This window comes from Streptomyces sp. DSM 42067 (genome assembly GCF_055792885.1).
In genome coordinates this window covers 7,804,416-7,818,943 of record NZ_CM147706.1, presented here as the reverse complement: position 1 = coordinate 7,818,943, position 14,528 = coordinate 7,804,416, and the positions used below count along the sequence as shown (strand labels likewise).

Genomic DNA, 14,528 nt, shown 5'->3' with positions numbered 1-14,528 from the left:
GAACGTGTGCGGAACCTTGCGCTTGTGTCGCGCACAAGGGAAGGTGTGGGCCGTTGAATCGTTCCAGACGACCTACGCACCAGCAGGGAGCCCTCACCTCATGACGCCGTCACGGAGAGCTTTCGCCGCTCTGGCCACCGGAGTTGCTCTGTCCGGCCTCCTGCCGACGACGACCGCCGCGGCACGTCCGCGCCACGGACGCCGCATCGCTCACGACGACTTCCGCCACGGCCTCGGCAAGTGGGCGGTCGAGCTGGAGAGCGGCGGCAGCGTCACCGCCGAGCGCGGCGTGCTCGACATCGACGTGCCGGGCGGTGCGACCGTCTGGTTCCGGGAGAGGCTCCACGGCCCCTACGTCCTCGAGTACACCGCGACACCGGTCTCGGCGGGCGGCGCCAACGACCGTGTCTCCGACCTCAACAACTTCTGGAACGCGACCGACGTCCGCTCCCCCGACGACCTCTTCGCCACGCAGCGGGGCGGCACCCTCGCCGAGTACGACTACCTCACGACGTACTACGCGGGCTACGGCGCCAACTACAACACCACGACACGCCTGCGGCGCTACGTCGGTGAGCCGGGCGTCCGCCCGCTGATCCACGACTACACGGAGCCGCTGCTCGTCGCGAACGAGCCGAACCACGTGCGGATCGTCTCGGACGGCTCGACGGTGCAGTGGTGGAACAACGGCCGGCTGGTCTTCGACTACACGGACCCGGAGCCGTACACGAGCGGCCACTTCGCCTTCCGCACGGTATGGAGCCACTTCCGCGTCACCGGGTTCGCGGTGCGGCGTCCGCCGACGGCTGCTGCTGCTGCTTGAGATGCTGCGGCTCGAGCGGGCGGCGCAGCCCGTCACCCCGCCCTGAGCACCGCGCGCGTCTTCGCCGCGCGTACGGCGGCGGAGAGGGCATCGATGTCGTAGGCACCCAGGTGGCGGCGGTCGTTGATGAAGAAGGTGGGTGTGCCGGAGACGCCGCTCAGGTCCGCGGACTCGACGTCCTCCGCCACCCTGGCGGCCCCGGCACGCTCGCGCAGGGCCTGCCGGAAGAGCTCCGTGTCCAGGCCGAGCTGCTCCGCGTAACGCACGAGGTCGCGGACTTCCAGAGCGCCCTGATGGTCGAAGAGCAGGTCGTGCATCTCCCAGAAGGCGCCTTGCTGGGCCGCGCACTCAGCTGCCTCGGCGGCCAGCTGGGCATGCGGGTGGACGTCGGTCAGCGGCAGGTGCCGCCAGACGTACCGCACGGACGCGTGGCCGGCGAGGAGCTCGCGGACGACCGGTTCGGCCTGCCCGCAGTAGGGGCACTCGAAGTCGCCGTACTCGACGATGGTCACCGGCGCCTCGGCGGGCCCTCGCACATGGTCGCGATCCGGGTCGACCGGGACGGCGAGGTCGATCATCGTCTCGGCAGTACCGAGCAGGGCCCGCGCCCGGCGGCGTGGAGGGAGGGCCCTGATGACCAGGGCGACCACCCAGGTGGCGGCGAAGGCGCCGACGACCGCGCTGAGAATGCCGATCTTCGCCTCCTCGAGCTGGTCGCCTTCGAAGGCGAGGGTGACGATCAGCAGGGACACCGTGAAGCCGACACCGGCGATCGTGCCGCCGCCCACCACGGACCCCCAGCCGACCTGCGGCCTCATACGGCCGCGGCTGAGGCGGTTGGCCAGCCACGCGGCGCCGACGATGCCGATCGGTTTGCCCAGCACGAAGCCGCACAGGATGCCCAGCGTCACCGGGGAGGTATAGGCGCGGGCCAGCAGGTCGCCGCTGATGGCGATGCCCATGTTCGCCAGCGCGAACAGCGGCACGATCACATAGCTGCTCCAGGGGTGGTGCATCTGCAACAGCCGGTCGTTGGGCGACATCGCCGATCTGAGCCCCTGGCGTACCGACCGCTCAAGTTCGGGCGTCGGCTGTTCGCGGAAGGCCCGGAACAGGCCGGTGGCCCGTTCCAGCTCGCTGCGCGACGCAGGGTACGCGTACGTGAGCAGTCCGAGTGCCAGGCCCACCACTACCGGGTCCACGCCGGACTTCACCGCCGCCACCCAGGCGGCAGCGCCGAGCAGCGCGTACGCCCAGCCGTGGCGCACCCCAGCCGCGCGCACCAGGAGGATCACGCCGAAGATGCCCAGGGCGGCGAGCAGCGCGGGCAGGTCGATGTCCTCACTGTAGAAAACCGCGATCACCACGAGCGCGAGGAAGTCGTCGACGACCGCCACCGTGAGGATGAAGGTGCGCAGGCGGTCCGGGAACCGCGAACCGAGCAGGGCGAGCATGCCGAGGGCGAACGCGGTGTCCGTGGACATCGCGGCGCCCCAGCCGTGCACCGAGGAGCGGCCGGCGTTGATGGCGAGGTAGACCACGATCGGCACGATCATGCCGCACAGTCCCGCGATCGCCGGCAGCGACAGCGCCCGCCGGTCACGCAGCTCCCCCATGTCGAACTCGCGGCGCGCCTCAAGACCGACGACGAAGAAGAACAACGTCATCAGCCCGGCGTTCACCCACTCCCGCAGCGGCAGCGCAACGCCCTGGTCCCCGACCGTGATCGACAGCCGGGTGTGCCAGAAACTCTCGTACGAGGTGTGCGCGATGTTGGCCCACACCAGGGCGACGAGGGTGGCGGCCAGCAGCACCACGGCGCTGCCGGTCTCCGTCCTCAGGAAGTCGCGCAGCGGGGTTCTCTCGCTACCTCTGCTGGAGATTCGCCCGTTGGAGGACGCGGGAGCCGCGGAGTCCGTCATCCGGGCATTGTCCCTCGCGTCCCCGGCAGGGCGCTTCCCGGGCACGAGAACAAATGCGCGTGCCTCGGCCGGTGCGCTCCGCGAAGATGACGAGGCATGACCAGACTCGGACCCGTGGAAGCCGCACGACGGATCGCGCGACAGCGCCACCCGGAGGCCCTGGCCGCCTTCGTCTGCGGAAGCGTGCTCACCGAGCACCGCACCGCGTACTCGGACCTCGACCTCGTGGTGATGCTGGACGGCGCGCCCGCCCCCTACCGCAGCAGCTTCGTCGAAGCCGGCTGGCCGGTGGAGATGTTCGTGCACACCGACGAGACCTGGCACGACTTCGTGGAGCGCGAGACGGCCGGTCGAAGCTCGCCGCTGCTCTTCATGTGCGCCCACGGTGAATTGCTCCTCGACCACGACGGCTCGGGGGCCCGGCTCGCCGCGGAGGCCAGGGAGCGGCTCGCGGCCGGCCCACCGCCGGCCGTCCCGGAGGAGCTGGAGCACCGCCGGTACGTCCTGACTGATCTCCTCGATGATCTCGCCGGTTGCGCCGATCCGGCCGAGCGCCTCTTCATCGTCACGGCGCTGGCGCAGCGCGCCGCCGAACTGGCGCTGCTCGTCCGCGGGCGCTGGCTCGGCGGCGGGAAGTGGCTGGCCCGACGCCTGCAGGCCGCCGAGCCCGGCCTCGCCGAGCGCCTTGATCCGGCGGTGCGCGACGCTCTCGAGGCCCGCCCAGACGCGCTGGTCGCCCTGGTCGACGAGGTGCTGGAGAGCGCGGGCGGGCGCTTGTGGGACGGGTTCGAGATCGCCTGACACCCAAGATGGCGGCGACCCGGGGTGGCTGGGCGACCCCGGTGGCTGGGCGACCCCGGGTGGCCGGGCGCGTCAGGCGTGAGCCGCGGCCCAGGAGGCCAGTTCGGCCCGGGCCGCGGCCAGCAGGGCGGCGGGCGGGGCCGTCGTGCCGTTGGTGATCAGCGCGTAGTGCAGGGTGCCCGAGTCCGGGGCGGTGAGCAGGAGACGGCGGCTTCCGGTGCCGCCCGGTTCGGGGGCGACGGCGATGGGAGCGCTCTCTGCGTAGGCGGGCGGGCCGGTCACCGTGCCCAGGTCGGAGACGACGGTGGTGGCGGAGGTGGGGAAGGACGCCGGGAGGTGCAGCTCCGTGGGTGCGCGGTCGCCGTCCGAGCGCCAGAGCAGCAGGCCGTACTGGCCCGAGCCCACCAGCTCGGCGACGTGGGGAAGGGAATCCGGTACCGGGTTCCAGGTCAGGGTGGTGGAGCCGTCGCGGGAGCGGTCCTCGTAGGCGAAGGCCACGGTGCGGCCCGCGGTGGCGCTCGGGTAGAGGCGGTCCAGCAGACGGGCGTCCTGGCGCAGCACCGCCGTGCCCGAGTCGTCGAGGTGGACCGCGGACAGGTCTTCGTCGTTCCAGGCGTCGCCGTCGGTGAGCACCTTGTCGGGGTTGCCGTTCTTCAGCTCGTGGTGCCGCCCGTTGTAGATGTCCCACTGCCACTGCGTGCCGGACAGAACCGCTCCCGAGTCGGTGGGCCGAGACCACCAGTCGGCGCCGGGCAGACGGGAGTCGAGCGCCTGGTACATGGCCTTGAGGACGGTCGGCGCCTTGTCGGAGACGGCTCCGGACAGCGGGTGGCCGAACTCGCTGACGACCGCCGCCGTACCGGTGGCATCGGCACGGTCGCGGACGGCGGCGAAGTCGGTGGCGTACTGGCCGTCGCCCGCCTTGCCGGGCATGAAGACGCCTGAGATCGCTCTCTGGTCGTAGAAGTGGGTGTTGAAGACGTAGCGCGGACCGAGCGTTCCCGCGTCGAGGAGACCGCCCTCCTGCTTCTGGAAGGCGAGGTTGGCGTTCCAGAAGAGGTTCGGCTCGACGAAGGCCGGCTTGTCCTGCCACCCGGCCTTGTCCATGCGGTCGCGGAACTTCACGTAGAACGGCCACAGCACGTCGCGCTCCCACGTGCGGCTGGTCTGCCCGGAGTCGTATGTGCCGGCGTGCGGCTCGTTGTACGGGTCGAATCCCGCGACGCGGGCGAACTGGTCGGCGGTGAGGTGCTGGGCGAGGTAGGTCATCGTGGTCTGTGCGGTGCCGAGGAACGCGTCCTGGACGCCGCCCGCGTTGTGCCAGAAGTCGTACGACGCCTGCTTCACCGCATCGTTCTGGGTGATGTTCTGACCCCAGAAGAGGCAGATCCCGCAGAACTCGTCCGGGTAGTCGCCCGCCTCCACGACCCACTTCGGTGCACCGTCCCCCGTGTACCAGCTGTCCTTGTCGAAGAGATAGCGCGAGTGGAGATCTTGGTGGAAGTCGGGGAAGACGCGGATCCCGGCGTCGAGGAAGGCCTGCATCTGGTCGGTGGCGGCGGCGAGATACGCGGTGTCGACCTGGCCGCGGACGGGTTCGGCGTACGCCCAGGACAGCAGGAAGCGCACGGTGTTGCCGCCGCCGAGCGCCCGCAGCGCGACCGCGGACTTCCGGGCGTCGGCGACGGACGCGAACGGCAGGCCGCCGTTCTCCGCCAGCTTGGTCTCGCCCGAGACGTTGTAGCCACGCAGCACGACCTCGCGGCCGAGGCCGTCGGCGAAACGGCCGTCGTCCGCCGTGAGCGTGGCGGCGGCCGGCCCGTCGAACCAGAGGGAGCCGGGGAGGGCGTCGGCGGCGACGGCCTCCCCTGCGGAGGGCGGGACACCTGCCGCGGTCAGGAACCCGCCGATCAGCGCGAGGACACCGATGAGACGACGCAAGCCCATCTTCGCCATGTTCATTACAGTCCATGCGCGCCCGCGAGCTCGTCAACACCGCGGTACGAGACAGCCGTACGAAACAGCCGGTTTCCGTCGCCGCCCGCCCTCGCATGCCCACAGCCGGCCCACATCCACCGCCCTACGGGCCAGGGCCCTCGTATACGCAGCCACCGTCGGCTGATAGACACGGAACCGCCGGCCACCGGAACCGCCGACCGCCCGACGCAAGGAGAACCCGTGCAACCCCTCCGCGGACTGACCGTCGTGTCCCTCGAGCAGGCCATCGCGGGGCCGTACGCCAGCCGGCAGCTCGCCGACCTCGGGGCCCGCGTGATCAAGGTCGAGCGGCCGGGGGCGGGCGACTTCGCGCGCCATTACGACACCCGCGTCAAGGGCCTGAGCTCGCACTTCGTCTGGGTCAACCGCAACAAGGAGTCGCTCACCCTCGACATCAAGGACCCCCGCGGCCTGGCCGTCCTGCGCCGGCTGCTCTCGACCGCCGACGTCTTCCTCCAGAACCTGGCACCGGGCGCGACCGCCCGCATGGGCCTGAGCGCCGCCGAGCTGCAGGCGGCTCACCCCCGGCTGATCGTGTGCGACATCTCCGGGTACGGGCAGGGCGGCCCCTACGAGTCGATGAAGGCGTACGACGCGTTGGTGCAGAGCGAGGCGGGGCTGCTGTCCGTCACCGGGTCCGGTGACGACATGGCCAAGGTCGGCATCGCGGTCTCCGACATCGCCGCCGGGATGTACGCCTACAGCTCGATCCTCGCCGCGCTGCTCGAACGGTCCACCACCGGCAAGGGCGCCCATGTCGATGTGTCGATGCTCGAGGCGACCGTCGAGTGGATGGGCTTCCCTCTGTACTACGCGTACGACGGCGCCGAGCCGCCGCCGCGGGCCGGGGCGGCCCACGCGACGATCTACCCCTACGGCCCGTTCGAGGCGGGCGACGGCAAGGTCGTCATGATGAGCATCCAGAACGAGCGGGAGTGGCGGGGCTTCTGCGACCGGTTCCTCGGTCGGCCCGACCTCGCCGAGCACCCGGACTACGCGGGCAACGCGAACCGCAACACCCACCGTGAGGCGCTCGGCCGGATCATCGCCGAGCGGTTCGCGGTACTGACCGGCGACGAGGCGAGCGCGCTCCTCGAGGCCGTTCCCGTCGCGCATGCCCGCGTCAACACCCTGGCCGATGTATGGAACCACCCCCAGCTCGCCGCCCGCGGCCGGTGGCACAACGTGGGCTCACCGGCCGGACCGCTTCCGGCACTCGCCCCTCCGGGGCTCGTCGATCCCTCGCCGCGGATGGACCCCGTCCCGGACGTGGGCGAGCACACGGCGAAGATCCTCGCCGAGCTCGGCATCCCGGAGCAGGACGCGGAGGCCCTGCGCCGGGATGGTGTGGTGTGAGCTCGCCGCGGCCGCACGGTGGCTCGCTCAGCGCATCTCGCCCGCTCCGATGTACGGGTGTGGGCTGACGAGTGGCTGCTGTTCGGCGAAGCGGCTGAGCCGGAAGTCGTCCGCCGGGACGGCCGGGTCGTTCGAGCGGCCGTCGATGACGAGGTCAGCGAGCAGTTCTCCCACGGCTGGAGAGATCTTGAAGCCGTGGCCGCTGAAACCGGCGGCGACGATGAGCCCCTCGATGCCAGTGGAGCCGATGACCGGGTTGAAGTCGGGGGTCACGTCGTAGCAGCCCGCGTAGGTGCTGGACACCGCGGCGTCCGGCAGGCCGGGCAGTCGATGCGCGATCTTGGTGACCGCGGCCTCGAGGAAGTCCGGGTCGGCGTGGTTGGCGTAGCGGTCGGGGTCGGCGGGTTCGGGCCGGCTCAGATCGCTGTTGCCGAAGAGGAGTTCGCCTGCCGTCTCGGCCCGTATGTACTGCAGCGACACCAGGTCGGAGAAGACCGGGACCTTGGCGGCGTCGAAGAAGGGATCCACCCCTTGGCCTGGGGATATGAGCACGATCTGCTCGCGGTGCACAGTGATGGGCAGGTCGACACCCAGTGGCGCGAGCAGCCCCACCGACCACGGCCCGGCCGCGACCACCACCGAGCGGGTGGCGATCTCCTCCCCGTCCGCCAGCCGGACCCCGCGTACCCCGCCGTCCCCGGCGAGCACGTCAGCGACCGCGGTCCCCTGCCGGATCCGTACGCCGTCCCGGCGGGCCGCCGCGGCGAAGGCCTGGGCCGTCCGGTACGCGTCCCCGTACCCGCCCCGGGGCTCCCAGCCGAACGCCGCGAAGTCCCCCAGTTCGGCGACGGGCCACAGCTCGGCCACCTCTTCGCGGGAGATCGTCCCCGTCTCGATGCCGAGGGCGCGCTGCGCCTTGAGGTTGGCCTCCAGCGCGTCGACGTTCTGCTCGCCGACCCCGACCACATAGCCGGTCTGGTGGAAGCCGATGTCCTCGCCCAGGACGTCCTCGGCGTTCTCGAAGAGGTGCAGGCCCTTCCAGGCCATCGCCGCCAGCGAGGGCACGCCGTAGTGGCAGCGCACCACTCCGCTGGACTTGCCGGTCCCGCCTGAGCCGACGGTGTCGCGCTCGCAGACGACGACGTCCGTGACGCCGCGCCGGGCCAGCGCCCAGGCCGTGGCGGCTCCTTCTATGCCGCCGCCGACGATGACCACATCAGCGGTGCCCGTCACAGCCCACCCCCGGGGATCCAGGACGTACCGGCCAGCGGCACCCGCGCCATCGCCGCCGCCTCGATCGTCAGCGCCACCAGGTCCTCCGGCTCGAGGTGGCGCAGGTGCGCCTTGCCGCAGGCGCGGGCCAGGGTCTGCGCCTCCATCGTGAGGACGCGCAGGTAGTTGGCTATACGGCGGCCGCCCTCCACCGGGTCGAGCCGCGCGGCCAGTTCGGGGTCCTGCGTGGTGATCCCGGCCGGGTCGCGGCCGTCCTGGAAGTCGTCGTAGAACCCGGCGGCGGAGCCGAGCTGCTCGTACTCCCCCGCGTACCGCGGATGGTTGTCGCCCAGCGCGATGAGCGCGGCGGTGCCGATCGCGACCGCGTCGGCACCGAGCGCCATCGCCTTCGCCACGTCGGCGCCGGTGCGGATGCCTCCGGAGACGATCAGTTGGACCTTGCGGTGCAGGCCCAGTTCCTGAAGGGCCAGGACGGCCTGCGGGATCGCGGCCAGGGTCGGGATGCCGACGTGTTCGATGAACACGTCCTGCGTGGCGGCGGTGCCGCCCTGCATGCCGTCCACCACGACCACGTCCGCGCCGGCCGCGACGGCGAGCTTCACGTCGTAATACGTCCGTGTGGCGCCGACCTTGACGTAGACCGGCTTCTCCCAGTCGGTGATCTCGCGCAGTTCGAGGATCTTGATGGCGAGGTCGTCGGGGCCGGTCCAGTCCGGGTGGCGGCAGGCGCTGCGCTGGTCGATGCCGGGCGGGAGCGTCCGCATCCCGGCCACCCGGTCGCTGATCTTCTGGCCGAGCAGCATGCCGCCGCCGCCCGGCTTGGCGCCCTGGCCGAGCACGATCTCGATGGCGTCTGCCTTGAGGAGGTCCTCGAGGTTCATGCCGTAGCGCGACGGAAGGTACTGGTAGACGAGGTGTTTGGACTGGCCGCGCTCCTCCGGCGTCATGCCGCCGTCGCCCGTGGTCGTGGACGTACCGACCTCGCTGGCACCGCGCCCCAGCGCCTCCTTGGCCTGTGCTGAGAGCGCTCCGAAGCTCATGCCGGCGACGGTGACGGGGATGTCGAGGTGGAGCGGGAATGCGGCGTGGCGGTCGCCCAGCACGACGTCGGTGCCGCACTTCTCGCGGTAGCCCTCCAGCGGGTAGCGCGACATGCTCGCGCCGAGGAACAGCAGGTCGTCGAAGTGCGGGAGCGGCCGCTTGGCGCCCCAGCCGCGGATGTCGTACACGCCGGTCTCGGCGGCGCGCTGGATCGCGGCGATGGTGGCCCGGTCGAAGGTGGCGGACTCCCGCAGATGTTCGGTGGTCATGGCAGAAGTCCTCCTCAGTACGCGGCGGAGTTGGCGGCCGCGAAGTGGTACAGGGTGCGGGCGGAGCCGTAGCGGCGGAAATCGGCCGGGTCGTGGTCGAGCCCGGCAGCGGCCAGCAACTCGGCGAGTTCGGCGCGGTGTTCGTCGCGCATCGGCTTCTCGACGCAGTCCGCGCCGAGCGACGCCACCGAGCCGCGTACGTACAGGCGGGCCTCGTAGACCGAGTCGCCGAGCGCCTCGCCCGCGTCACCGCACACCACCAGCCGGCCCGCCTGCGCCATGAACGCGCTCATCGGCCCGATGTCGCCGCCCACGACGATGTCGATGCCCTTCATCGAGATGCCGCAGCGCATGGAGGCGCTGCCCTCGATCACCAGCAGCCCGCCGCGCCCGGTGGCACCGGCCGACTGCGAGGCGTCGCCCTTCACGCGGACGGTCCCGGACATCATGTTCTCGGCGACGCCGACCCCGGCGCTGCCGTGGACGGTCACCGTGCCGCCGTCGTTCATGCCCGCGCAGTAGTAGCCGGCGTGGCCGCGCACGTCGACGGTCACCGGGTGGCGCAGGCCGACCGCGAGGGCGTGCTTGCCTTGTGGGTTGAGCACCTCGCAGGCCTCGACGGAGCCGGTGTGCAGCTTCGCGTTGAGGTCGCGCACGGGGCTGGTGTCCAGGTCGATACGCGTGGTCAGCGGTTGTGTGGTCACCGGATCTGTCGTCAGCGGCTCCATGCGTAGACCCTCTCCGGCTCGGGCTCGTAGATACGGGCGGTGTCGATGCCCGGCAGCACGGCCAGGGCGCGGAACTCCGAGGCCATCGCCACCCAGGCGTCCGTCTCGGCGATGATCGCGGGCTTGCAGGCGATGGCGTCGCGGACGACGGCGAACCCCTCGCCGTTCGTGACGAGCAACGTGTAGAAGCCGTCGAAGCGCTCGCACAACGCGCGCAGCGCCTTCTCCAGGTCCTCGCCCTGCGCGAGCCGCGCGGCGACGAAGCGGGCGCCGACCTCCGAGTCGTTCTCACTGTCGAACTCCACGCCCTCAGCGGCCAGTTCCCGGCGGATGGTGGCGTGGTTGGCGAACGATCCGTTGTGCACGAGGCACTGGTCGTCGCCCACGGAGAAGGGGTGGCAGCCTTCCGGGGTGACGGCCGACTCGGTCGCCATGCGGGTGTGGGCGAGGCCCTGCCAGCCGTGGGCTTCTGCCAGACCGTAGGTCGCGGCGAGGTCCCGCGGGTTCCCGGTGCCCTTGTAGACGGTCAGATCGGTGCCGGTGCCGACGATCAAGGCGTCCGGCGCGGCCTTACGGACGGCCGCCGCCAGTACGTCGGGTGCGACCGGCGCGGCGACGATCGTGGTGTCGCCCGCTTTGGTCACCAAGACCTCGGGCAGGCCGGGGAATGCGTCCGGCAGTGCTCCGATGACCGACACCGCGGCATGGCCCTCCGGGCAGCGGCGCCGGTCGCCGTAGACGGCGACACCGGCCGAGTCCGGGCCGCGTTCGACGATCTGGCCAAGCATGGCTTCCAGCAGGGTGCCCAGCTGCGGATGCAGTCCGGAGTCACGCAGATGAAGACCGACGATCCCGCACATCGGCACATCCCCTTTCGTTCGTGCAGCTCATTGGTCGTGCAGCGTTCGAGGTTCAGAAAGCGGTGAGGTAGCGGTCGACCTCCCACGAGCCGACCGTGTTGTGCCAGGCGAAGAACTCCTCGCGCTTCAGCCCGGCGAAGTAGTCGCAGACCCCCGGCCCGGCGGCGTCCAGAGCCCCGCCCACCACGGGGTCGGTGGCCAGTGCGTCCACCGCGTGCAGCAGGGTCAGCGGCAGTTCGGGGCGCTTCGTCCCGTCGTCCGCTCCGGGCGAACCCGGGTCCAGGCCGCGCTCGATCCCGTCGAGGCCCGCGGCCAGCGCGGCGGCCAGCGCAAGGTACGGGTTCGCGGAGCCGTCGCCGCCACGCATCTCGATGCGGTTGCCGTCCGGGACACGTATGAAGTGCGTACGGTCGTTACCCCCGTAGCTTGCGTGCCGGGGCGACCAGGTGGCGCCCGAGCGAGTCGAGACCGCGCCTGTGCGCTTGTACGAGTTGACGGTCGGGGCCAACACGGCCTGCAGCCCCGGCGCATGTTCGAGGATCCCGGCCAGGAACGAGTACGCGACCTCCGACAGCCCGAGCGCACGCTCGTCGGCGCTGTCGGGGAACAGCGCGGCACCGTCCCGCCACAGCGACAGATGCAGATGCATGCCGCTTCCGGTGCGGTCGCTGAACGGCTTCGGCATGAACGTGGCCGTCATGCCGCGCTGTTCGGCGAGCACGGAGATGAGATAGCGGGCGGTGATGACGCGATCGGCGGTGGTCAGCGCGTCCGCGTAGGCGAAGTTCTGCTCGAACTGCCCGTTTCCGTCCTCGTGGTCGTTGGCGTAGTTGGCCCAGCCGAGGGCGTTCATCGCCGTCGAGACGGCGGTGAGGTGCTCGTACATCCGGGTCAGCCCGCGTGCGTCGTAACACGGCTGGGCGCTGGTGTCCTTGGCGTCCGCGGGTGCGATCCGGCCGTCGGCGTCGCGCGAGACGAGGAAGTACTCGACCTCCGCGCCCGCGAACAGCTCCAGCTGCTGCGCCCGGGCGCGCTCCAGCAGCGTCTTGAGGATCACGCGCGGCGCGTACGGCCACGGCTTGCCCTCGACGTGCGGGTCGCAGTGCACGAGCGCCAGCCCCTCCCGCACCCAGGGCAGCGGGGCGTACGAGGCGAGGTCCGGGAGCGCGATGAGGTCGGGGTCGCTGGGCTGCTGCCCCATCGCCCCCACGGCGTAGCCCGCGAATCCGACGCCCTCGTGCTGGAGTTCGTCAGCGGCCTCGACCGGGACGAGCTTGGCGCACGGCTTGCCCGTCAGATCGACGAAGAGGGCCAGCAGGAACCTCACACCGTCGGCACGGGCGCGCGTGGCGAGGTCCAGAAGGGCCTCGTCCTGGGCGGCTTCGGCTGGTGGCGTGGAGACATCAACGGTCATGGGGGCTCCAGATTCCGGGTCGGGCGGTGGTCAGGAGGAGATGTGATGCGAGGCAAGGCAGAAGTCGGCCAGGAGGGACGTCCGAGGAGACAGGGCAGGAGTCGGTCAGGAGGAGATCTGAGGAGACAGGGCTGAAGTGGGTGAGGAGTCGGTGAGCAGCCAGTCCGCCGCGGCCCGGCGGAACCGGGTCAGGCCCTTGTACTCGGCCATGTCGTCGGGCAGTTCGGCCAGCACGCGGCCGAACCGTGTCCGCCAGGCCGGTACCTGCGCCAGTTCGGCGAGCGACAGCAGATAGGTGCGGATGAGGAACAGCACGGCACCCGAGGCACCGAGCCGGATGAGGTGCTGGACCTCGACGCGCAGCTGCAGCCGCTCCGCGAGCTCGTCCGCCGGCGCCTCGGCGATCAGCCGTCGGTCCCTGCCCCACAACGGGTAGACCTCGGTCGACTGGTCGAGCCGCCGGTCCACCGACATGGTCCAGTTCGTGCGCCGGTACTCCTGGCCCGGCTGCAGCCGCATCAGGAACCGCTCGGCACGCGTGATGACGCCCTCCTCGTGGACACGCGGCACGGGACCGTGCACTTCGAGGAAGCGCATGCCGACGTCGAAGCGCAGCGACCAGTCGGCGGCGAAGGTAACCAGACCGGCGTCGGCCCACAGCGAGCCCTCGCGCTGGTCGAGCAGCACGATGTCGTCCTGGATCTGGCTGCCGAGGAACCCGAGCGGGCCGCCGGGCAGGCTGTCGTCGTCGCCGTCCCGCAAGCGCTGTTCGATGCCCAGCAGGTCGTTGCGCCAGATCAGTTCGTCGCCGTCCCGGCGTAGCTCCATCACCTCCGGGTGCTGTGCGGCGAGCTCGCGCAGCAGCGTGCGCAGCGCGTCCCAGCAAGCCGGGCGCATGTGAGGCAGGACGGTGAGCCGGGTCGGATCGGCAGCCAGGATCCGCTGCCGCTCGGCCAGTTCGGACGCGTACTCGCCGTCGATGTCGAGGATGCCGACGCCCCAGCTCCCGGCCTCGGTGGCGACCGGCACCCGGGCGGGCTCGACGTTGGTGGAGTAGCGGTAGGTGTCGGCGCGGAAGGGGAAGGGGAAGCCGGCGATCCGCGAGGGCGTCGCGGCAGAGGGCAGTGCGGCAGCAGTCGTCACAGGTCCACCTCCAGGGTCTCGGTCTCACTGCGGGAGACACAGCACATGACGCTGTCGCCCGCCGCCCGCTCGTCCTCGGACAGGTACTCGTCGCGGTGCATCGGCCGTCCGGCGAGCACAGGAACCCGGCATTCGCCGCACACCCCCTGTCGGCACATGTTCGGAACCTGGACACCAGCCTTCTCCAGCGCGTCGAGCAGACTCGTCCCCGCCGGTACGGCCACCTGGCGCCCCGAGCGTCCGAGCCGCGCCGTGAACGGCTGCCCCGCATCGAGCTCGGCGGGCGTGAACCGCTCCAGATGCACCCGCTGCGGTGGCCACCCGGCCGCCGCGGCCTCCTCCACCACCCGGTCCATCAACGTCGCCGGGCCGCAGACGTACAGATGGCTTCCCATCGGCTGAGAGACCAGCGCCTGCTGCAGTAGCACACCGAACTCCCCTCTGCTCGTGGTGCGTTGCATGCGCTCGCCGAGCAGTTCGGCGAGCTCACCGGCGTACGCCCCAGCCCCCGAGCGGTGCACATACAGCAGCCGTACGTCCCCTCCCCAGCGCATCGCGTTGCGGGCATGGCTGAGCATGGGCGTGATGCCGATGCCGCCCCCGATCAGCAGATGCCGGCGCGCGGTGGACACCGGCGCAAAGGCGCTCCGCGGCGTCGACACGGCGGCCCGCTCGCCGGGCTGGAATCGGTGCATCTGCTCGGAGCCGCCTCGGCCGCCGTCCGCGGTCGGGCGGCGCAGGACGGCGACGGTGTACTCGTACGGGTCGATACCGCAGTTCGTCAGCGAATAGGCGTTGCGCTGTGCGCCGCAGTGGACGACGACATGGCTGCCCGGCGGATGAGCGGGCAGTGGTCCATCGTCGGGCCGACTCATGACGATCTCGCGGATACCCTCGGCGATCTCCGTGCTGCGCCGGACAACAAGCTTCAGCGTCATGC

Annotated in this window: 12 protein-coding genes; 3 read left to right on the top strand and 9 right to left on the bottom strand. The window is 71.1% G+C overall.

Going from position 1 to position 14,528, the window contains the following annotated elements; all coding sequences use genetic code 11:
- The first annotated feature begins 100 nt into the window (after positions 1 to 100).
- A complete protein-coding gene (locus tag ACSMXV_RS35040; protein ID WP_473175128.1) occupies positions 101 to 823 on the top strand; it encodes a DUF6250 domain-containing protein in 723 nt (240 codons plus the stop codon).
- Positions 824 to 855: 32 nt separating this feature from the next.
- Here the strand turns inward: ACSMXV_RS35040 and nhaA are convergent, their stop codons facing one another.
- Positions 856 to 2,745: a Na+/H+ antiporter NhaA gene (nhaA, locus tag ACSMXV_RS35035; RefSeq protein WP_473175127.1), complete on the bottom strand. Its 1,890-nt coding sequence runs from the start codon at positions 2,743 to 2,745 to the stop codon at positions 856 to 858.
- Positions 2,746 to 2,841: 96 nt separating this feature from the next.
- On the opposite strand from nhaA, the gene ACSMXV_RS35030 reads away from it, so the two are divergent.
- Positions 2,842 to 3,546 carry a nucleotidyltransferase domain-containing protein gene (locus ACSMXV_RS35030; RefSeq protein ID WP_473175126.1) on the top strand — a complete coding sequence of 235 codons (705 nt, stop codon included), beginning with the start codon at positions 2,842 to 2,844 and terminating at the stop codon, positions 3,544 to 3,546.
- A 72-nt stretch (positions 3,547 to 3,618) separates the two neighbouring features.
- On the opposite strand, the gene ACSMXV_RS35025 is transcribed toward ACSMXV_RS35030, so the two are convergent.
- Positions 3,619 to 5,502: a cellulase family glycosylhydrolase gene (locus tag ACSMXV_RS35025; protein ID WP_473175125.1), complete on the bottom strand. Its 1,884-nt coding sequence runs from the start codon at positions 5,500 to 5,502 to the stop codon at positions 3,619 to 3,621.
- A gap of 222 nt (positions 5,503 to 5,724) precedes the next feature.
- Here ACSMXV_RS35025 and ACSMXV_RS35020 point away from each other — a divergent pair, with 222 nt between their 5' ends.
- Complete coding sequence (locus ACSMXV_RS35020) at positions 5,725 to 6,900, top strand: CaiB/BaiF CoA transferase family protein (protein WP_473175124.1); 1,176 nt, start codon at positions 5,725 to 5,727, stop codon at positions 6,898 to 6,900.
- Positions 6,901 to 6,927: 27 nt separating this feature from the next.
- Here ACSMXV_RS35020 and ACSMXV_RS35015 read toward each other — a convergent pair whose 3' ends face one another.
- The 7 genes from ACSMXV_RS35015 to ACSMXV_RS34985 form a co-directional block, all read right to left on the bottom strand.
- Positions 6,928 to 8,133: an NAD(P)/FAD-dependent oxidoreductase gene (locus ACSMXV_RS35015; protein ID WP_473175123.1), complete on the bottom strand. Its 1,206-nt coding sequence runs from the start codon at positions 8,131 to 8,133 to the stop codon at positions 6,928 to 6,930.
- Complete coding sequence (locus tag ACSMXV_RS35010; protein WP_473175122.1) at positions 8,130 to 9,443, bottom strand: FMN-binding glutamate synthase family protein; 1,314 nt, start codon at positions 9,441 to 9,443, stop codon at positions 8,130 to 8,132. The genes ACSMXV_RS35015 and ACSMXV_RS35010 overlap by 4 nt, the downstream gene beginning before the upstream one ends.
- A 14-nt stretch (positions 9,444 to 9,457) precedes the next feature.
- Positions 9,458 to 10,171, bottom strand: a complete 714-nt coding sequence (locus ACSMXV_RS35005; protein ID WP_473175121.1) for a glutamate synthase — start codon at positions 10,169 to 10,171, stop codon at positions 9,458 to 9,460.
- On the bottom strand, positions 10,159 to 11,031 hold the full coding sequence (locus tag ACSMXV_RS35000) for a class II glutamine amidotransferase domain-containing protein (RefSeq protein ID WP_473175120.1): 873 nt from the start codon (positions 11,029 to 11,031) through the stop codon (positions 10,159 to 10,161). The genes ACSMXV_RS35005 and ACSMXV_RS35000 overlap by 13 nt, the downstream gene beginning before the upstream one ends.
- Positions 11,032 to 11,083: 52 nt before the next feature.
- Positions 11,084 to 12,445 (bottom strand): type III glutamate--ammonia ligase, encoded by a 1,362-nt coding sequence (gene glnT, locus ACSMXV_RS34995; RefSeq protein ID WP_473175119.1) that lies wholly within the window; start codon positions 12,443 to 12,445, stop codon positions 11,084 to 11,086.
- A gap of 105 nt (positions 12,446 to 12,550) precedes the next feature.
- Complete coding sequence (locus ACSMXV_RS34990) at positions 12,551 to 13,588, bottom strand: heme-dependent oxidative N-demethylase family protein (RefSeq protein WP_473175118.1); 1,038 nt, start codon at positions 13,586 to 13,588, stop codon at positions 12,551 to 12,553.
- Entirely contained in the window at positions 13,585 to 14,526 is a 942-nt protein-coding gene (locus tag ACSMXV_RS34985; protein WP_473175117.1) for a PDR/VanB family oxidoreductase, read from the bottom strand. Before ACSMXV_RS34985 ends, ACSMXV_RS34990 begins: the two co-directional genes overlap by 4 nt.
- Between the last annotated feature and the right edge of the window lie 2 nt (positions 14,527 to 14,528).

What these genes read in the sequence shown, in the direction of transcription:
- ACSMXV_RS35040 (WP_473175128.1), top strand. Translation starts at nt 101, where the DNA reads ATGACGCCGTCACGGAGAGCTTTCGCCGCTCTGGCCACCGGAGTTGCT.
- nhaA (WP_473175127.1), bottom strand. Translation starts at nt 2,745, where the DNA reads ATGACGGACTCCGCGGCTCCCGCGTCCTCCAACGGGCGAATCTCCAGC.
- ACSMXV_RS35030 (WP_473175126.1), top strand. Translation starts at nt 2,842, where the DNA reads ATGACCAGACTCGGACCCGTGGAAGCCGCACGACGGATCGCGCGACAG.
- ACSMXV_RS35025 (WP_473175125.1), bottom strand. Translation starts at nt 5,502, where the DNA reads ATGGCGAAGATGGGCTTGCGTCGTCTCATCGGTGTCCTCGCGCTGATC.
- ACSMXV_RS35010 (WP_473175122.1), bottom strand. Translation starts at nt 9,443, where the DNA reads ATGACCACCGAACATCTGCGGGAGTCCGCCACCTTCGACCGGGCCACC.
- ACSMXV_RS35005 (WP_473175121.1), bottom strand. Translation starts at nt 10,171, where the DNA reads ATGGAGCCGCTGACGACAGATCCGGTGACCACACAACCGCTGACCACG.
- ACSMXV_RS35000 (WP_473175120.1), bottom strand. Translation starts at nt 11,031, where the DNA reads ATGTGCGGGATCGTCGGTCTTCATCTGCGTGACTCCGGACTGCATCCG.
- glnT (WP_473175119.1), bottom strand. Translation starts at nt 12,445, where the DNA reads ATGACCGTTGATGTCTCCACGCCACCAGCCGAAGCCGCCCAGGACGAG.
- ACSMXV_RS34985 (WP_473175117.1), bottom strand. Translation starts at nt 14,526, where the DNA reads ATGACGCTGAAGCTTGTTGTCCGGCGCAGCACGGAGATCGCCGAGGGT.